The 18,028-nt window shown below is 70.4% G+C and carries 16 protein-coding genes; 7 read left to right on the forward strand and 9 right to left on the reverse strand.

Annotation, left to right across the window (positions count from 1 at the left end):
- Positions 1-60: 60 nt before the first annotated feature.
- From BM349_RS04285 to BM349_RS04305, 5 genes are read left to right on the forward strand one after another with little or no spacing between them, the layout of a single operon-like run.
- Positions 61-678, forward strand: a complete 618-nt coding sequence (locus BM349_RS04285) for an RNA polymerase sigma factor (protein ID WP_091703385.1) — start codon at positions 61-63, stop codon at positions 676-678.
- On the forward strand, positions 668-1,135 hold the full coding sequence (locus BM349_RS04290; RefSeq protein WP_091703388.1) for a hypothetical protein: 468 nt from the start codon (positions 668-670) through the stop codon (positions 1,133-1,135). The genes BM349_RS04285 and BM349_RS04290 overlap by 11 nt, the downstream gene beginning before the upstream one ends.
- Before the next feature lie 58 nt (positions 1,136-1,193).
- Complete coding sequence (locus BM349_RS04295; RefSeq protein ID WP_091703391.1) at positions 1,194-2,840, forward strand: S8 family peptidase; 1,647 nt, start codon at positions 1,194-1,196, stop codon at positions 2,838-2,840.
- Complete coding sequence (locus tag BM349_RS04300) at positions 2,837-4,486, forward strand: S8 family peptidase (RefSeq protein WP_091703395.1); 1,650 nt, start codon at positions 2,837-2,839, stop codon at positions 4,484-4,486. The genes BM349_RS04295 and BM349_RS04300 overlap by 4 nt, the downstream gene beginning before the upstream one ends.
- Positions 4,487-4,504: 18 nt before the next feature.
- Positions 4,505-6,976, forward strand: a complete 2,472-nt coding sequence (locus tag BM349_RS04305) for a CHAT domain-containing protein (RefSeq protein ID WP_091703398.1) — start codon at positions 4,505-4,507, stop codon at positions 6,974-6,976.
- 199 nt (positions 6,977-7,175) lie between these two features.
- Here the strand turns inward: BM349_RS04305 and BM349_RS04310 are convergent, their stop codons facing one another.
- A complete protein-coding gene (locus BM349_RS04310) occupies positions 7,176-7,925 on the reverse strand; it encodes a LysR family substrate-binding domain-containing protein (protein ID WP_091703401.1) in 750 nt (249 codons plus the stop codon).
- Between the two features lie 50 nt (positions 7,926-7,975).
- Between BM349_RS04310 and BM349_RS04315 the strand changes: the two genes are divergently transcribed.
- Positions 7,976-8,374 (forward strand): DUF1304 domain-containing protein, encoded by a 399-nt coding sequence (locus BM349_RS04315; protein ID WP_175525185.1) that lies wholly within the window; start codon positions 7,976-7,978, stop codon positions 8,372-8,374.
- A gap of 63 nt (positions 8,375-8,437) precedes the next feature.
- Here BM349_RS04315 and BM349_RS04320 read toward each other — a convergent pair whose 3' ends face one another.
- Positions 8,438-9,004, reverse strand: coding sequence for a thermonuclease family protein (locus tag BM349_RS04320; RefSeq protein WP_091703405.1), 567 nt, complete (start codon positions 9,002-9,004; stop codon positions 8,438-8,440).
- Between the two features lie 38 nt (positions 9,005-9,042).
- Entirely contained in the window at positions 9,043-9,450 is a 408-nt protein-coding gene (locus tag BM349_RS04325; RefSeq protein WP_091703408.1) for an LbetaH domain-containing protein, read from the reverse strand.
- 254 nt (positions 9,451-9,704) lie between these two features.
- Between BM349_RS04325 and BM349_RS04330 the strand changes: the two genes are divergently transcribed.
- The gene (locus BM349_RS04330; RefSeq protein WP_254773724.1) at positions 9,705-11,360 is read left to right on the forward strand and encodes a PucR family transcriptional regulator; all 1,656 of its coding nucleotides are present in this window, start codon (positions 9,705-9,707) and stop codon (positions 11,358-11,360) included.
- Between the two features lie 26 nt (positions 11,361-11,386).
- Here BM349_RS04330 and BM349_RS04335 read toward each other — a convergent pair whose 3' ends face one another.
- The 6 genes from BM349_RS04335 to BM349_RS04360 all read right to left on the reverse strand — a co-directional run bounded on the left by BM349_RS04335 (position 11,387) and on the right by BM349_RS04360 (position 17,978).
- Positions 11,387-11,728 (reverse strand): cupin domain-containing protein, encoded by a 342-nt coding sequence (locus BM349_RS04335; protein WP_254773725.1) that lies wholly within the window; start codon positions 11,726-11,728, stop codon positions 11,387-11,389.
- The gene (locus tag BM349_RS04340) at positions 11,725-13,161 is read right to left on the reverse strand and encodes an NAD(P)/FAD-dependent oxidoreductase (protein WP_091703412.1); all 1,437 of its coding nucleotides are present in this window, start codon (positions 13,159-13,161) and stop codon (positions 11,725-11,727) included. The genes BM349_RS04335 and BM349_RS04340 overlap by 4 nt, the downstream gene beginning before the upstream one ends.
- Before the next feature lie 123 nt (positions 13,162-13,284).
- Positions 13,285-14,940: an amidohydrolase gene (locus tag BM349_RS04345; protein ID WP_091703418.1), complete on the reverse strand. Its 1,656-nt coding sequence runs from the start codon at positions 14,938-14,940 to the stop codon at positions 13,285-13,287.
- Between the two features lie 38 nt (positions 14,941-14,978).
- A complete protein-coding gene (locus BM349_RS04350; RefSeq protein WP_091703421.1) occupies positions 14,979-15,872 on the reverse strand; it encodes an ABC transporter permease in 894 nt (297 codons plus the stop codon).
- A complete protein-coding gene (locus BM349_RS04355) occupies positions 15,869-16,807 on the reverse strand; it encodes an ABC transporter permease (RefSeq protein WP_091704935.1) in 939 nt (312 codons plus the stop codon). The genes BM349_RS04350 and BM349_RS04355 overlap by 4 nt, the downstream gene beginning before the upstream one ends.
- Positions 16,794-17,978 carry a polyamine ABC transporter substrate-binding protein gene (locus BM349_RS04360; protein ID WP_091703424.1) on the reverse strand — a complete coding sequence of 395 codons (1,185 nt, stop codon included), beginning with the start codon at positions 17,976-17,978 and terminating at the stop codon, positions 16,794-16,796. Before BM349_RS04360 ends, BM349_RS04355 begins: the two co-directional genes overlap by 14 nt.
- Positions 17,979-18,028: the final 50 nt, after the last annotated feature.

The following is an 18,028-nucleotide window of genomic DNA, read 5'->3' on the forward strand; positions in this document are numbered from 1 at the left end:
GGCGCCGATGTATCAGCCATGTCCTTTCGCGCTCCTCCAGATGTGGACACAATGGGCGCTATGACGCATGGGGGCGCCGAGGCTTCAGTCGACTCCGCCGAGCCGACACGCTGGGAGCGCGCTGCGGCGATGTTCCTGAAGTGGCGTGACGGTGACGCGCGGGCGATGGACGATCTCGTTCGGCTGATGACGCCGCTGCTGTGGCATGTGGTGCGCGCGTACGGCCTGGACCGTGCGCTCGCCGAGGACGTCGTGCAGACGACGTGGCTCACGCTCGTGCGCAGGCACGAGTCGATCACGGAGCCGCAGGCGGTGTCAGGGTGGCTGACGATGGTCGCCCGTCGCGAAGCGTGGCGTGTAGGAAAGCTCCAGCGCCGTGCCGATCCGACCGAAGCCGAGAGCCTCGAACCGCATCTTCCCGCCCAGGAGTCCGCAGAGCAGACCGCCGCGACCGAGGACGAATCCCATCGTCTGTGGCTCGCGGTGGCACAGCTCAATGATCGGTGCCAGCGCCTGCTGCGCATCGTGGCATTCGAGGAGCGCCCCGACTACGCACGCATCGCGCAGGACATGGCGATGCCGATCGGCTCGATCGGGCCGACGCGTCAGCGCTGCCTCGGCAAACTCCGCGCCCTCCTCGAGGGCGACGGCTGGGGAGGGGATTCCGATGGAGACTGAAGACTTCGCTGCGGATGCGGCACTTTTCGCCCGAATGCGCGCCATGTGGGAGGAGATCGACCCCGCACCGGCCGATCTCGTCGACCGAATGGTCGCTGCCGTCGCGGTCGAGGACCTGTCGCGCGAGTACGCGCTGCTGACACTCGTGGCGGGTGAGCTCGCCGCCGTGCGTGGCGACACGGACACCCTGACGCTGCAGTTCAGCGACGGAGACACGAGCGTGCTGCTGCACGTGACCGCCCCCGAAGACGATCATCGCCGCATCGACGGATGGGTCGATGCGACGGCGCTCGCCGTCCGCCTGGTCCAGGGCGATCGGGAGTGGTCGGCCGAGCTCGGCGAGCACGGTCGCTTCGCGTTCGACGGTGTCAAACCCGGTGTGTCACGCATCCGCCTCGTCGTGCGCAACGATGATGACGATCTGCGCGAGTTCCAGACCCCCCAATTCGAAGTGTGATCGGGTGCCGCGACGAATGCGGCACCCTGACGGCCCCTCGCGGCCATGAGGAGAGACGATGACTGACGATCCGATCCGACGCCCGCCCCTGCCACGCCGTCCCCCGGGTCAGCCGTGGTGGCAGCGCACCGGAGCCGCTCGCCCGCTCGGCGTGCAGCTCAAGCCCACGCAGGAGGACGGCTTCGGCAGGGAAGCCGTGCAGCCGACCGGCTACGCGCCCCGCCATCTGCTGGTCACCGGGTCCGACGAGCTCGATTCCGTGTACGAGGTGCTCAATGCCGCTGCACTGCACTTCGGCTGGAGCATCCTGATCACGACGCTCGACGGCGAGGTGCTCGACACGGTGGACGCACGGAATGCCGCACAGCAGCAGGCGCAGGGGGAACGGGCAGCGGGGCGCGTTCCTGCGCTCTATCGCGCACTGATCGTCGTGGATCCCAAGGATGACGTCGACGACGAACCGGTCGCCGTGATCGATGCATGGCGCCTTCTCGAGGATGCGCGCTCGCGCGGTCTCGTGCGCCGCGTCGGTCTCGATCACGTCATGTCGGTCGGTCCATTCCCGCGCACGAATCCGTTCACGCGCACGAATCCGTTCACCCGGACGAATCCGTTCACGCGGACGAACGCGCCCGGACCCGACGGCTACGCCGATCCAGGGAGCGGGGGTCGCGAGGCCGTGAGCTTCGCCGGTGCGGCCCCGACCCACGAGATCGATGTCGTCGAAGGAGGCCGCCGCCCCGTGGTCGCGATTCTCGACACCGGATGCGGCAGCCACCCCTGGCTGGACGGGCATGTCCGCCTGGATCCCGTGCTGCCCAACGGCGGCGCGATCGGGCGCTACGACCCGGCCACCGATCCGGAGGTCTACGGAGACCAGGCAGGTCCGTACGACGGCTTCCTCGACGACGCCGCCGGGCACGGAACGTTCATCGCGGGGATCATCCGTCAGCGCTGCCCGGAGGCCGAGATCGTCGCCATCCGGGTCGCAGACAGCGAGGGTCTCGTCCTGGAGGGCGACTTCCTCGAGGCCGTGCGGAGCTTGGTCGCGTGGATCCGAGGAGACGACGGCGACGCGCAGCCGATCGATGTGCTCAACCTCTCCATCGGCTACTACCACGAGACGCCCCGCGACGTCCGCTTCGACGACACGATGAGCCTGCTCCTCGCGGATGCGCGGAAGCAGGGGTGCGCGGTGGTCTGCTCGGCGGGCAACGACTCGACGGATCGGCCGGCGTTCCCCGCCGCGCTCTGGCGGTACGCCGGCGCCGAATACGACGTGGTCGAGCCGGAGGATGCTGCGCCGCACGTCTCGGTCGGAGCACTCAACCCCGACAACGAGACCGTGGCGCTGTTCAGCAACATCGGGGCATGGGTCAAGGTGTACGCGCCGGGAACGTCCGTGCTGAGCACGTCCCCGGCGTTCCAGGGTGCAGTCCAGGCCGGCACGCGCGACGACGTGACCATCGACGGCGTCGTGCTCGCCCGCGCGTCGATCGATCCCGACGACTTCACCGGCGGGTTCGCCCTCTGGAGCGGAACCTCGTTCGCGGCGCCCTACATCGCCGGTTCGATCGCCCATCGGGTCGCTCAGGGAATGCTCGCGGGCAAGTCGTCGCCGGATGCGGCCGAGCGCTCACGGGATCTTCGAGATGCAGCTGACGCGATCACGCAGGTCCTCGGCGTTCCGGGCACGACGGCATGAGCGATCTCACCCCCGACGACCCGGCCCGCGGTTCGGCATCCGGTGGAGGCACGACGCCGGGCTGGCGTCGTCGCTACGACGCCGCCCGTGCGAACGGCGTGCACCTCGACCCGACCGGTGAGCCGGTGCGCGGCGTCAGCGCATACCCGACCTCCTACGCACCCGACCACCTGCTGCTCACCTCCGGAGACGATGTCGAGCCGGTGCTGGAGATCCTGCGACCTGCGGCGGCGGACTTCGGCTGGGGGATCGAGCTGCAGAATCTGGACGGCTCGGACGTCGACGTCGAGACCGCCAACGAGCGCGGTCGGCGCGGCCGCGATCTGTTCGACCTGCCGACGATCTACCGCGTGGCGATCTTCCCGTCGCCGAGCCCTGATCGCGACGATCAGCCGGTGCCGCCCATCGACGCCTGGCGGCTGCTGCAGCGCGCTCGCGCGCGGAACGGGAGGGTGATCCGGGGCATCAGCCTCGACCACGTGCTGACGGTCGATCCGTTCGGCAAGACCAACCCGTTCGGCAAGACGAACCCGTTCGGCAAGACGAACCCCTTCGGGAGGACCAACCCGTTCGGCAAGACGAATGCGCCCGGAGTGGACAGCTACGCGATCGCAGGAGGCGGCGGGCGGCAGGTGATCCAGTACGTCGGACCGGCGCCCGAGCGTCGCGCCACCATCGCCACAGGTGGTCGGCGGCCCGTCGTCGCCGTATTCGACACAGGCTGCGGGGAGCACCCCTGGCTTCCCGATGACATCGTGATGCGCGAGCCCGTGGTGGACGGCAAGGTGCTGGGCGTCCAGGACGCGGGCACCGATCCCGAGAGCGTCGGGGACGTCTCGGGGCCGTTCGACGGCGAGCTGGACGCCTCGGCCGGTCACGGCACGTTCATCGCCGGCATCGTGCGGCAGGTGTGCCCCGACGCCGACATCGTCGCCGTCCGCGTCGCGGACAGCACCGGGATGCTCCTGGAGGGCGACTTCATGTACGCGGTGCGCACGCTCGTGAAGTGGATGCTGCTCCCGGCATCCGAGGGCGGGCGCCGGATCGACGTGATGAACCTCTCCCTCGGCTACTACCACGAGACCCCCGAGGACGAGCTCTTCGACGGCACGCTCAGCGAGCTGCTGGCGATCGCGCGGCGTCAGGGCTGCGCCGTGGTGTGCTCGGCGGGCAACGAGGCGACGGATCGCCCGACGTTTCCGGCTGCCCTGTGGAACTGGCCGGGCTCGGACTTCACGGTCGACGACCCGGCGGATGCCGCACCGCACATCGCGGTCGGCGCGCTCAATCCGAACGACACCGTCGCCCTGTTCAGCAACATCGGGCCCTGGGTGCACGCATACGCGCCGGGCGCCGCAGTGCTGAGCACGTCGCCCCCGCTGAGGGGCGGTGTGCAGGCCGGCAGCCGCTCCGATCGGATGGGCATGCGGCGGGAGACGATCGACCCGGACGACTACTCCGGGGGATTCGCGCTGTGGAGCGGCACCTCGTTCGCCGCGCCGTATGTCGCGGGCAGGCTCGCGCAGGCGCTGGTGGATCAGCTCGCCTCGGAGGCCGCGGAGACGCCGGCGTGCGTGCGCACGCTGAGCCAGGCGAGCGATCAGCTGATCGGCGAGCTCTCCGGGAAGGTCGTCCGCACCGCCTGATCGCGCCATGATGGGGGAATGGCGCGCTCCGCGGGGGAACTTCACGAGGCCGGCGTGCGCCTGGCCAACGAGGGGCGCCATGCCGCCGCCACGAGGATGCTGCTGGCCGCACAGGAGCTCACCGACGATGTGAACGTGCGTGCTCGGATCGCCGGCACGCTCGCGTACATCAAGTCGCGCACCGGTGCGCCGGCCGAAGGCGAGCAGATGTGCCTCGATGCCATGGCCCAGCCCGGCATCGACTCGCACACGTACGCGCTCCTGGCCGGGCAGCTCGGCGCGCTCGCCGAGCAGGCCGGCCGCTACGACGACTCCGAACGGTGGCTCACGCAGGGGATCGATGCGCTCGAGGAGGATTCGGAGGAAATGGCCAACCTCCTGGTGAACCGGAGCCTGGTCAACATGCGCAGGCTCCGGCTCGCGGAGGCCTCCCGCGACGCGGCCCGTGCGTCGGAGATCTTCGGGGCGCTCGCCCGACCCGTCGATCAGGCGCAGGCGCTGCACAACGAGGGATACATGGCCCTGCTCGGTGGCGATCTGATCACGGCGATGCGGATCATGTCTTCGGCGCGGAGCACCCTCGTGGATGTCTCGCCGGTCTTCGCGGCGGTGTGCGACGTGGACCGCGCGGAGGTCCTCAGGGACGCCGGGCACACGATCGAGGCCGAACGGATCCTCGCTCAGGCGGCGACGGTCTTCGGTCGCCAGCGGATGCCGCAGTCCCGTGGTGAGGCCGAGTACCACCTGGCTCGATCCCTTCTGGCTCATGACCCGCTGCGGGCGCGCCCGGTCGCGACGAGGGCGGCACGTCGCTTCCGGACGGTCGGGAACGACTCGTGGGCCTCCCGCGCGGAGGCCGTGCGCATGCGCGCCGAGCTCAGCGGCGGGCAGGTCATGCGCACCGGGCACCACGTCCCGCCTCCGCGTCGCGTTCCCGCCCGTGACGATGTCGAGGGCGCATCCGGTGCACTCGAACGGTTCGGGTTCGGCAGCGATGCGGCTGCGCTGCGGATGACGCACGAGCTGTGGCGCGCCCGCCAGCCGCACGTCGACGGCGACCCGGCTCGGATCACCCGGGTTCCGGCCGCCGCCTCGATGGAGGTGCGGCTGCTCGCCTACGAGGTGCGCGCGGCACGCGCGTCCGCGCGCGGTCGCCACGGGGACGCCCGCAGGCATGCGGCGGCGGGACTCGTCGAGCTGTCGGCGTGGCTGAGCGATTTCGGCAGCCTCGACCTGCAGACCTCGGCGGTCATGCAGGGCAACGGGCTCATCAGGGTGGGATTGGATTCCGCAGTCCAGTCGGGGCGGCCCGAGGTCGTCTTCGAGTGGTCGGAGTGGGCGCGTCACATGAGCATGCAGGTCATCCCGCTGCGTCCGCCCCCCGACGCCCAGCTGGCCGACGATCTGGCGGAGATCCGGATGCTGCGCAGCGAAGGCGGGGATTGGCAGGCCGATCCGCGTGCGCGTGAACTGCGCGAACGGGTGCGCGAGCGCCAGTGGTCGACCACCGGCTCGGCCGCGATCCAGCCGCGCGCGACGCTCGACGAGGTGCAGGCGGTGCTGGACGACGAGACCGCCCTGCTGTCGTACGTCTTCTCCGGTGACTCGCTGATCGTCCTCGTCGTCACTGGTGAGCGGGTGAGCATGCTTCCGATCGACGGATGGCGCAGCGTCCGCGACGCCCTTCCCGCGCTGCGGTCCGATCTCGACATGGCGGCGACCATCCGCGGCCGGATGGGCGAGGTCGTACGCAGAACGCTCGACGACAGGCTGGCGTCCTTCTCCCGCGAACTGCTGGACCGCGCGGTCGAGGTCGCCGGCGCTCGCCGGTACGCGATCACCGTCCCGGGCCTGCTGGGCGGCATCCCGTGGGCGATGCTGCCGGCGCTGCGTGGAAAGGCGTTCACCCTGCCGGCTTCGGCATCCCGGTGGGTGCGGCAGCGCGGCGGGGCGGAGCCGCCGCACTCGGTCGGATTCGCAGCCGGGCCCGACGTCGCGCGTGCCGACGAGGAAGTCGATGCCGCGGCTGCGGCGTGGCCGGATCCGGTCATCGTCGAGGCGGCGACCGTCGACGACGTCACCTCGCTCGCTGCCGAGGTCGATGTGCTGCACATCGCCGCGCACGGTCGGCACTCGTCGGACAACCCGATGTTCTCCGGTCTCGAGCTGGCCGACGGCGCCCTGTTCGGGTACGACATCGATCGGATGCCGCGCGTGCCGTCCACGGTCGTGCTGTCGGCCTGCGAGGCGGGTCGCTCGTCGGTGCGGTGGGGTGAGGAGGCCGTCGGAATGGCGCGCGCCTGGCTGCACGCCGGCACGAGCTGCGTGATCGCGGCCCCGGTGGTCGTCGCCGACGACGTCGCGTGCGAGCTGCTCGGTGCGATGCACGAGGGGCTTGCTGCGGGCCGGGCTCCGAGCGAGGCCCTCGCCGCCGCATCGGAGAGCACGGGGATCGTGGCGCCGTTCCAGGCGCACGGAGCCGGTTTCTGAGAATATTCCGATTCGATGTATCAGGCCGGATGCTGCCTGCTCCTGGTACATGGAACGGCTCACGCAGGACGGCACCGGGGGGTACCGGCCATTGGGGGCACGGGATCCGTGGGGCGCGATCGGGGCGCGAGGGATCTCGGGGCTGTTCCGCGGGGGATGTCGCAGAGACCCAGGTCGGCGACATCCCCCGTCTTCTGTCTCAGCTTCGCGACGAATTCGCAGTGCGCCCGCGCACGATCCCGACGAACGTCTCGACCGACGGTGTCGTCCGCTCAGCCGGCCACGCGAGGGCGACGGTCGAGGTCGGTGCGTCTCGCAGCGGGCGATACGCGGCATCCTTGCGCCGATGCAGTCGTGCCAGCGACATCGGCACGATGACGATGCCGACACCGGCCGCGACGGTCGCGATCGCCTGCTCGGTGTCCTCGGGAGCGGCGAATGACGGGCTGACGGCGCCGGGCACGTCGAGCGCGAGCACGTCGTCGTGCGGCACGATCAGGATCTCGCCTGCCAGGTCCGCCAGCTCGAGCTCGTCGGCCGCGGTCAGGTGCGAGTCCGCGGGCGAGACGACGACCGAGACCTCGTCGTAGAGCGGGATGATGTGGAGCCCGTCGCCGTCGATGGGGAGTCGGACGAGCGCGGCGTCCAGAACCCCCTCGCGCAGGGTGTCGCGCTGAGTCGCAACGGCGATCGGGCGCAGCTCGAACTCGGTGTGCGGCATCCGCTCGTTCCACGCGTCGATCCACCCGCCGGGCGTCGCGCCCGGGATCGCACCGAGCACGAACGTCGTGGGAGCGCGAGCGGTCTCGGGCGGCGCGTCTGCGCCGCGCGGTGCAGTGGTCGATGGCTTGCCCGGGCGCCGGGGCGCGGCATCCTTCTTCGCGCGCCCCGCGCCGGGAGACTTGCCGGGTCGACCCTGCCGACCCCGTGCACCGCCGCCCTTCGCCATTGAGACAGCATCCCATTCCGCGACCTTGGCCGGGGCGATATGGTTCGCTCATGATCGCCATCATCGCCACCGTGTTCGCCGCGCTCGCCGCGCTCCTGCACGTGTACATCTTCGTCATGGAGAGCGTGCAGTGGACTCAGCCGCGCGTGTGGAAGCGCTTCGGCGTTCCGGACCAGGCGGCTGCGGACACCACCAAGCCGATGGCGTACAACCAGGGCTTCTACAACCTGTTCCTCGCGATCGGGGCGATCCTCGGCCTGATCCTGTACTGGGCGGGCAGCGACGGCAACCCGCTGCGGGTGGCGGGCCTCACCCTCGTGCTCTTCAGCCTCGGCTCGATGGTCGCGGCATCGCTCGTACTGCTCACGAGCGGCGGCAAGTACCTGCGGCCCGCGCTCATCCAGGGGACCCTGCCGCTGATCGGCTTCGTGCTCTTCCTGTTCACCTGACGGCGTGACCTCGCGCCGCGGACGCCGGCAGTCATCCGGTGCCAGAGCGCATCGCGGTCGAGCTCAGCAGGCTCCCCACAGACCGCGCCCGGCGGCCGAGGCCTCGGCTTCGAGCGAGCGGAAGAGCTGCTCGTGCAGCGTGTTGGGTGCGAACACCATCACCACGCCGTCGCCCTGCGCGACGAGCGCGGCGTTGACGAAGCGCCCGTCCGGAGTCCACAGGTAGAGCAGATGGCGCCCGTACTGGTCGAGCACCTCGAGGTCGGCCGCCGCCCAGACGGTCGAGCCGGGCGGCAGCAGCGTGGACAGGCTCGCGGTCGCCTCGTCGCCCCAGCACTCGACGGCGGGTGAGATCTCGGGGGTGTCCAGCCCGATCAGGCGCACCCTCGTCGATTCGAGGTCGGTGACCACGGCGTTGTGAGCGTCGACGTGCGCGCGGATCGTGTCTCCGTCGTGCACACTCTCGACGGTCATCTCGAACGCCTCGGCCGGGATGCCGGGCAATGGCAGCGAGGTGGACGGGGCACCGGTCGGCGGGGCGGTCGTCGCCGCGTCGCGCGGAACGAGCCACCAGATCGCGATCGCGATCACGGCGAGGCACAGGATGCCGATCCCGGCTCGTCTGATCACTCTGCAAGCCTAGGGTGCGACGGCGACACCGCGGCGGGTCAGGCGGCCAGGCGCAGGCCCCGGCGGTCGGTAGCGACGCGCTCGCCGTCGCCGATCGTCTCGTCATCGCCGATCAGCGAGCCGACGGCGACACGGGCGCCGGTGCCGACGTACGTGCGCACGCCGATCTTGGCTCCTGCTCCGATGGCGGCGCCCGAGCCGATGTGGGCGTGCGGGGCGATGTCGGCCTCGGGTCCGATGACGGCATCCGCCTCGACCCAGACGCCGCGTCCGACGTGGGCTCCTGCGGCGATCATCACACCGGGCTCGACGTAGGCACCGGCTTCCACGATCGCGCTGGGGTGGACCTTCGCGCCGTGCGCGACCAGGCCTCGGCCGTTGGTGTGCTTGCGGTAGCGAAGCAGCTCACCACGGTCGTTCTCGATGTCGACGTAGTTCTTACCCACGATCCCCTCCTGCGGCCCATTCGTGCCGAGTACAGGAATAACCTGACCTGTCACTGATTCATTCCCGCGCATCGGCCTGTACGGATGCATGCTGACGCAACTGATATTCGTCGCGGCGACCGGATCGGATGTCCGGGACCGCTCGGATGGCCGAATCGGGCACGCGCGAGGCGACTCCGAGGTCGGCCGGACAGATCGACCGGTGATCGCCTAGGCTGTCTGGAACCCGAAGCGTTGAAGCAGGAGCGTGTGCGATGGCGGCCGAAAGCCGTGACGAAGCCGTGGCTCGGACGGATCGTCCGGGCGGTCTCGACGGTCACGAGACGCTTCCCACCGTGCGCGAGGTGATCGGCCTGGATGCGGTCGCGCAGGGCGCGCCGGAAGTGCTCGTGGGCGACGGCGCCCTCGACGCCCGAGTGCGCTGGGTGCACGTCTCCGACAGTGCTGGTGTCGCGCGACTGCTCAACGGCGGCGAACTGCTGCTCTCGACCGGGTCGGCGTGGCCCTCCGAGGCAGACGAGCTGCGGCGATTCGTCACCGAGCTCGGCGATGCCGGGCTCTCAGGGCTGGTGGTCGAGCTCGGCACCCACTACGGCGACGTCCCACCCGTCGTGATCGAGACCGCACGGGATCGCGGGCTCGCGCTCATCGCGCTGCACCGCGAGGTAAAGTTCGTCACCCTGACCGAGGCCGTGCACGGCAGGGTCATCTCGGCACAGACCGAAGCCCTTCGCGCCCGGGACGAGGTGCGCGAACGGTTCACCGCGCTGTCGCTGCGCGGGGCGCCCGCGGACTTCATCGTGCAGCAGCTCGCCCAGACGCTTGCTGCGCCGGTGATCCTCGAGAACCTGGCGCACGAGATCGTGGCGAGCGAGACGCCGCTCGCGATCGAGGAGGAGCTGTTCACGGACTGGGAGCTGCGCTCCCGCGCGGCTCATCGGGGAAGCCGGCAGCAGCGCGACGGCGCCCTCGAGCGCGCCGACTGGCTCGTGGTGCCGGTCGAGGCGCGCGGCATCCGGTGGGGGAGCCTGATCGCCCTGCCCGGTCCGCCGCACCCTGCAGGCAGGGCCGCGGTGCTCGAGCAGGGGGCGATCGCACTCGCGATCGGCCGGCTTGCAGACGGGGATGCCGACGAGTGGGCGCGCATCGGGCGCAGGCGGCTGCTCGACGGACTCCTCGCGGGTCGGTTCGCCGGAATCGCGGGTGCCGCGGCGCGGCTCGAGGCCGCCGGAATGCCCACGCAGCGCGCACTGCTGTTCGGCCTGATCATCGCGGGTGCTGCGGTTCACGCGGAGGCGGCGGACGCCGCGGCGCGCACTCTGCGCGGCCGCGCGCTCGCGGGCTCGGCACCGGACGGGGTCGGAGCCCCGGCGGCCGCTGTGCTGCTGTCGCTGCCGGAGGACGCATCGTTCGATGACGAAGCCGCACTCCGGTTCTTACGCGCGGTCGCGGGGGATGCCGCCGATCGGGTCGTCGCATCGATCGGGAGCCCGGCCAGGGGGCTCGACGAGGCGCTGACGTCGCTGCAGGAGGCCATCGACCTGGCGCGCGGACGCCGCCGACGCGCCGTGCGCGGCCCGGTTCTGCGACGCGCGGAGGACCGGCCGCTCGTGCAGCTGGTCACATCGCTGCGCGACGACTACCGCCTGCTCGATCACGGCGAGCGAATGCTCGCTCCCCTCATCGTGTATGACCTGGAGCGCGGCGGCGACCTGCTCGACGTGCTCGAGGCGATGCTCGCGCATCCCGGAAACCGCACGGCAGCGGCATCCGCATCGCACCTCTCGCGGTCGGTGTTCTACCAGCGCATCGCCCTGATCGAGGATCTGCTCGACGTCGACCTCGACGACGGCGAGACCCAGACGGCCCTGCACCTCGCCCTGCTCGTGCGGCGCTCCGCCGGCCGGTAGGGACGGTGGGAGGTCGCCCTGACGCGTCAGAAGGCGATGTAGACCTTGCGGAGGGTTTCGCGCACGGTCCACACGGTGCGCATGCCCGCCTCGAGCCGCACCACCGATCCCGGGCTGAGCCGGATCGACGGTAGCGCCGGGTGGACGAACTCGACCGTGGCGTCGCCGGTCAGGACGACGAACAGCTCGTCCGCCTCGACGTCGCTCATCACGCCGGGGCTCATCTCCCAGACGCCGGTCGAGGCGTCGAGCTCATGCAGGGCGGTCGTCGGCGACCCCGCGACGGTCTGGTCGGCGGGCACCGGCTCGGGCACGAGCGCGAGGGAGACGGCATCCGTCACGACGCCCGCCGGCATGCGCCCGGTCACGAGTCGAACCCCAGGCCCAGGGCGTCGAGCGTCTTGAGCAGGACGTTTCGGCGCCCGCGGTTGTGGTCGGCACGATCCAGAGACCAGCGGGTCGCGTTGATGCCGATCGCCGCGACCGGCTCCGGCGGGAACGGCAGGGGCTTCTCCCGCACCATCCGCAGGGACGTGCGGGCCGTCGGGACGCCGTGCAGCAGATCGAGCATGACCTCGCCGGCGAACCGGGTCGCGGCCACGCCGAGGCCGGTGAAGCCCGCGGCGTAGGCGACCTTCCCGTCGCGTGCGCTGCCGAAGAACGCGCAGAAGCGCGAGCAGGTGTCGATCGCGCCTGCCCAGCGGTGCGTGAACCGGACCCCCTCGAGCTGCGGGAACATGGTGAAGAAGTGGCTCGCGAGCTTGCTGAACGACTCGGGGCGATTCTCGTAGGCCGCCCGGACCCGCCCGCCGTAGTGATATACCGCGTCATAGCCGCCGAACAGGATGCGGCCGTCCGCGGTCTGCCGGAAGTAGTGGAACTGGTTGGCGAGGTCGCTCAGGCCCTGCCGCTGGTCCCAGCCGATCGCCGCGCGCTGCTCGGCGCTCAGCGGCTCGGTCATCAGCACGTAGTCGTAGACGGGGACCGTCATGAGCGTGTTGCGGCGCAGCAGCGAGGGGAACACGTTCGTGGCGAGCACGGCCTTGCGGGCCGAGATGCGCCCGCCGTTCGTGATGACCTCGACGCCGTCTCCGGAGGTGTCGATCCGGCGCACCGGGGAGTGCTCGAAGATCTCGACGCCGCGCTCCTCGGCGGCCCGGGCCAGGCCGGTCGCGAGCTTGCCGGGGTGAACGAGCGCGTTCGAGTGGGTCTCGAAGACCGCACCGAGGTAGGTCGGCGAGGAGACGGCCGCCTGCACCTGCTCGCGGTCGAGTCGCACCACGCCGTCCTCACCGCGGGCCGCGGAATCATGCGCCCAGTCGTCCAGCCACTCCAGCTGGTGTGGCTCGGTCGCCACGGCGAGGGCTCCGACGCGCTCCCACTCGGCGTCGATGCCCCATTCCTCGATGTCGGCGCCCATCGCATCGAGGTTCTTCATGCCCATGCGATCGAGGGTCTCGATCTCCTCGGGCCAGCGGCTCAGGCCGTTGTCGCGACCGTGCGTGAGGCTCGCCTCGCAGAATCCGCCGTTGCGACCGGACGCCGCCCAGCCGACCGTCCGTGCTTCGACGAGGGCGATGCGCAGGTCGGGGTCACGGCGACGCGCGAGCAGCGCCGTCCACAATCCGGTGTACCCGCCGCCGACGATCACGAGGTCGGCGTCGTGGGTTCCGCGAAGCGCCGGCCGATGCGGCTGGTCGGGCAGATCGTCGAGCCAGAAGATGCTCTGGCGCGTTCCGGCGAGGCTGCGCTCGATGACGGATGCTGCCGGCCGCTGTCGTTCGAAGACGGTCGTGCCCACGGGTATCACTTCCCTGTCGATTGGTGACTCCATCTTCGCCGGGGTCGCGTGCTCCGCGCGAGGCCCCGCTGTCGCGAACCGGGCGCGCGACCGGACGCCCTGTCCGGCATCCCCACCCGGGCGTCAGGCGTCGTCGGATGCGAAGACGCGCTCGCCCTCGACGTAGGTCTGGAGCACGCGGGTCGCACCGATATGGTCGGCCGGCCCGGCGAAGGGGTCGCGATCGAGCACGGCGAGGTCGGCGAACTTGCCGACCTCGATCGTGCCGGTGTCGCGGTCGAGGTGGTTCACCCACGCCGATCCGGCCGTGTAGGCGGTGAGCGAGGTCGCCAGGTCGATCGCCTGCTCCGGCAGGAACGCGTCGTACTCGCCCTCCTCGTACCCCGGCGCCGCCTTGCGGTTGACCGCGACGTGGATCGCCGCCAGCGGGTTCGGGGTGGACACCGACCAGTCGCTGCCCGCGGCCAGCACCGCACCCGAGCGCAGCAGGTCGCCGAAGGGGTACTGCCAGGCATCCCTCGGCGACCCGAGGAACGGCAGCGTCAGCTCGACCATCTGCGGCTCGAGCGCGGCCCACAGCGACTGCATGTTCGCCGCGACGCCGAGCTGACGGAAGCGGGGGATGTCCTCGGGGTGGATGACCTGGATGTGCGCGATGTGATGCCGGTTGTCGCCGCGCCCGTTGCGCGAGAGCGCGTGCTCGACCGCGTCGAGGCACTCGCGAACGGCACGGTCTCCGATCGCGTGGAAATGCACCTGGAACCCGAGTGCGTCCAGCTGCGGCACCGCCTCGTTCAGGACGGCCGGGTCGACGAACGAGATGCCCGAGTTGTCGGTGCGGTGCCCGTGCCCGTCGCAGTAGGGCTCGAGCATCGCAGCGGTGAAGTTCTCAGCGACGCCGTCCTGCATGACCTTGATGCTCGTGGCGGCGAAGCGGCCGCCGCGATAGCGCTCCCGGCGCTCCACGAGCGAGGGGATCTGCTCCAGCCCCGCGGAGCGGTCCCACCAGATCGCACCGACGACGCGCGCCGTGAGCGCGCCCGATGCTGCCGCAGCCAGGTAGGCCGGGCCGGGGTCGCTCAGGTCGCTGTAGTCGCCGATGATCGCGTCCTGCCAGGCCGTGATGCCGAACGAGTGCAGGTAGCGCTGCCCGACGAGCAGGGCCTCGGTCAGCTCGGCCGTGCCGATCTCGGGCAGAAGCCGATTGACGAGGTTCATCGCCCCCTCGTGCAGGGTGCCCGACGGGTTGCCGTCGGCATCCCTCTCGATTCGCCCGTCGGCAGGATCAGGCGTGCCGCGCTCGATGCCCGCGCGGCGCAGCGCCTCCGAGTTGACCCATGCGCCGTGGCCGTCGCGATTCGGCAGGAACACGGGTCGGTCCGCGACCACGCGGTCCAGGGCTGCGGCGGTCGGCGTGCCGCCGGGGAACGTCGACATCGACCAGCCGCCGCCGAGGATCCACTCCTCATCCGGATGCTGCGCCGCGTAGCGCGCGACGATCTCGAGGTACTCGCCCTCCGTCGTCCCCTCGTTCAGGTCGCAGCGCAGCAGCTCCAGCCCACCGGAGACGGGGTGCACGTGCGCGTCCTGGAACCCGGGCAGCAGCATCCGTCCGGCCAGGTCGACGACTTCGGTGCGGTCACCGATCAGCTCACGCACGTCGTCGCCGCCGACCGCGACGATGCGGCCCCCGGTCACGGCAACCGCGGTCGCCCGCGATCGGACCGTGTCGGCGGTGAAGACTGGCCCGCCGATGAAGACGAGGTCGGCGTAGGTCATGTGGTGGACTCCTTGGTTTCGTGCGTTGAGCGAGCGGGTCAGCCGCCGCCGAGCGTGCGTGCGATCTGCGTCGCCGAGTCGCCCGCGCGCTTGAGCACGAGCGCGACGGCGGCCAGCGCCACGAGCGTGAGCAGCAGCATCAGCGTCGAGACGGCCGCGATCTCCGGGCGGAGTCCCGAGCGCAGGGCGCTGAGGACGTAGACCGGCCACGGCGTCGTGCCCGACACCTGGACGAAGGCGGCGATCACGGTGTTGTCGAGACTCAGAGTGAACGACAGCAGGAACCCGGCGAGCACGGCGGGCATGGCCAGCGGCAGGGTGATCCGGCGGAAGGTCGTGAACGGCTTGGCATACAGGTCGCCGGATGCCTCTTCGAGCTGCGCGTCCATGCCGATCAGGCGAGCGCGCACGAGGTACGACACCACGGCGATCGCGAAGAGCGAGTGGCCCACCACGAGGCGCACGATGCCGTTGCCGAACATCGTGAGCCCGAGGTCCTGCCCGAGGAACACGAGCCACGGCAGGAGGGCGACGGCGTCCACGATCTCGGGCGTGACCGAGACCAGCAGCAGCAGACCGAGGAACCAGTAGACCCACTTGCCGGGATGCCGCGCCATCGCGATTCCGGCCAGTGTGCCCAGGAGCGTCGCGAACACGGCGGCGATCAGCCCGGTCTGGATCGAGATGAGCACCGCGCTCTGCACGGCGGGCTTGGCCAGGATCGTGAGGAACGGCGCGATGCTGAAGCCGTCCCAGGCGACCAGGAGGCGCCCGCTGTTGAACGACGACACCACGATCACGGCGATCGGCGCGAACAGGAAGATGAACACGAGCACGCCCCACACCGAGAGCGCGACATCCGACCAGGAGGCCCGCGCGCGCCGGGTTCTCGGCGCTGCCTTCGGCGGTACTCGGGTCTGTTCGAGGGTCATGCTCCCACCTCCTCGAGCTCGCGCACGGGAGTGGCGGGGTCCGGCGGCGGGGTCTCGCCGAGCACGAGCCGGTTGCGCCGACGGATCGGCCACAGGATCAGCCACACGATCGCAGCGCCGACAGCGATCGTGACGGTGATCACGAGGATCAGCAGCACGGCCATCGCCGAGCCGAGCGCCCAGTTCTGTGCCGTCTGGAACTGGCTGGCAACGAGCTGGCCGACCATGTTGCCCTTCGCTCCGCCGAGCACGGTCGCAGTGATGTAGTCGCCCATCAGGGGGATGAACACCAGGAGCACGCCCGCGATCACGCCTGGGCCCGCCAGTGGCAGCGTGACCCGGAAGAACGTCGCCCACCGGCCGGCTCCGAGGTCCTTCGATGCTTCGCGGAGGGGACCGCCGACGCGGTCGAACGCGACGAACAGAGGCAGGATCATCAGCGGAAGGTAGTTGTAGACCACGCCGATCAGCACGGCGGTGCGCGTGTAGAGGATCTCAAGAGGCCCCTGGGTGATGCCGACCCCCTGCAGGAGCGTCGACACCCATCCCTCGGGGGCGAGCAGCACCTGCCAGCCGATCGTGCGCACCAGGAAGTTCGTCCAGAACGGCACCAGCACGAGCGCGATCAGGATGCCGCGGCGCTCCGGCCTCACCTTCACGGCCATCCAGTACGCGACCGGCATCCCGATCAGCAGGCACAGCACCGTGCCTGCGATGCCGACCCAGAGCGTGTTCTGGAACGTCGCGAAGAACGTGGGCGACATCGCCTCGGCGTACCTGTCAAGCGAGAGCACGTCGTTCGCGTGGGTGCCGAAGATGCCGGGCTTGTAGCCGAAGCTGAACCAGATCACCATCCCCACGGGCGCGACGAAGAACAGGGTCAGCCACACCCACGCGGGAACCGCGAGCGCGATGCCGGTTCTACGCACCCGCAGCGGCCTTCGTCGCGTTCCAGATCTCGACGCGGCGCTGCTGGGCGTCGTTGACCTCGCCCTCGTGCATCGTCGCGACCTGCTCGGGCGTGAAGAAGACGAGGTCCAGCATCGGAAGCCCCTCGTCGGCCGCGGCCTGCTCGATGTCGCTCGCGCCGGTGTGGTACCCGATGTAGTCGAGTTCGACCAGAGCGTTCTCGGGCGCGAGGATGAAGTTGATGAACGCGTGAGCGGCCTCGGGGTGCGGCGCTCCGGCGGCGATCGCCCAGTTGTCCATCCAGATCTCGGTGGCCGGCCCGGCGAGCACCCACTGCCAGCGGTCGGGGTCGGGGCTCTCGAGGATGCCGAGACGGGTGTCACCGTTCCACGCCTGCATCAGCACCTGCGTTCCTTGCGGGATGGCGCTGCCGCCAGGGTACGAGTCGAAGGCGGACAGGTGCGGAGCGAGCGTGTTGACGAGGTAGTCCTGGCACGCGTCGAGTTCGGCGGCGTCGGTGGTGTTCCAGTCGATGTCGTTCGCCCAGAAGTAGATGCCGGTGAGGTCGCCCGGGTCATCGAGCACCGAGGTCTTGCCGCTGGCTTCGTTCTGCGCCGCATCCAGGAAATCCGCCCAGGTCGAGAGCTCGCGCGTGATCACGGTCTTGTCGTAGACGAAGCCCGTGGTGCCCCACGCCTTGCAGATCGAGTAGTCATTGGTCGGGTCCCAGGCGCGGCCGAGGTAGGCGGGGTCCATGTGCTCGAGGTTCGGAATGAGGTCGAGGTTCAGCTTGCTGAGCAGCCCGTTCTCGATCATCTGCGGAATGAACACGCCGGTCGGCACCACGATGTCGTAGCCGCTCGTGCCCTTCGCAGCGACGAGCTTGGAGATCAGCTCCTCGTTCGAGCTGAACGAGTCGAGTGTGATCGTCGGGCCGAGCTCCGACGTGAACGTCTCGAGCAGCGACGGCGCGTCGTACTCGCCCCAGGTGTAGATCGTGAGGCTGTCCTCGAGCGGTCCGCCGGTCGCCTGCGCACTGGGGCTGGAACCGCCGCCGGGTGCGCATGCCGCCAGCACGGCGGCGCTGCCCGCGGCGACGGCGAGGCCGAGGAACCCGCGCCTGGTCAGCTCGCTGCGGATGACGCGCGCTGCGCCGTCGCTCGCGAGGATGCGGATGGGGGTGCGGGATTCGGTCATCGGTGCCTCCGGGTGCTTCGGGACGGTGATCGGACGGGGCGTTCGGTATG

It is taken from the genome of Microbacterium sp. cf046 (assembly GCF_900114345.1).
Taxonomy (GTDB): Bacteria; Actinomycetota; Actinomycetes; order Actinomycetales; family Microbacteriaceae; genus Microbacterium.

Bases quoted from the DNA above. Each gene is read 5' to 3' on its own strand.
- BM349_RS04360 (WP_091703424.1), bottom strand. From the start codon at position 17,978: ATGACCGAATCCCGCACCCCCATCCGCATCCTCGCGAGCGACGGCGCA.
- BM349_RS04290 (WP_091703388.1), top strand. From the start codon at position 668: ATGGAGACTGAAGACTTCGCTGCGGATGCGGCACTTTTCGCCCGAATG.
- BM349_RS04345 (WP_091703418.1), bottom strand. From the start codon at position 14,940: ATGACCTACGCCGACCTCGTCTTCATCGGCGGGCCAGTCTTCACCGCC.
- BM349_RS04350 (WP_091703421.1), bottom strand. From the start codon at position 15,872: ATGACCCTCGAACAGACCCGAGTACCGCCGAAGGCAGCGCCGAGAACC.
- BM349_RS04285 (WP_091703385.1), top strand. From the start codon at position 61: ATGACGCATGGGGGCGCCGAGGCTTCAGTCGACTCCGCCGAGCCGACA.
- BM349_RS04295 (WP_091703391.1), top strand. From the start codon at position 1,194: ATGACTGACGATCCGATCCGACGCCCGCCCCTGCCACGCCGTCCCCCG.
- BM349_RS04315 (WP_175525185.1), top strand. From the start codon at position 7,976: ATGATCGCCATCATCGCCACCGTGTTCGCCGCGCTCGCCGCGCTCCTG.
- BM349_RS04305 (WP_091703398.1), top strand. From the start codon at position 4,505: ATGGCGCGCTCCGCGGGGGAACTTCACGAGGCCGGCGTGCGCCTGGCC.
- BM349_RS04310 (WP_091703401.1), bottom strand. From the start codon at position 7,925: ATGGCGAAGGGCGGCGGTGCACGGGGTCGGCAGGGTCGACCCGGCAAG.
- BM349_RS04300 (WP_091703395.1), top strand. From the start codon at position 2,837: ATGAGCGATCTCACCCCCGACGACCCGGCCCGCGGTTCGGCATCCGGT.
- BM349_RS04330 (WP_254773724.1), top strand. From the start codon at position 9,705: ATGGCGGCCGAAAGCCGTGACGAAGCCGTGGCTCGGACGGATCGTCCG.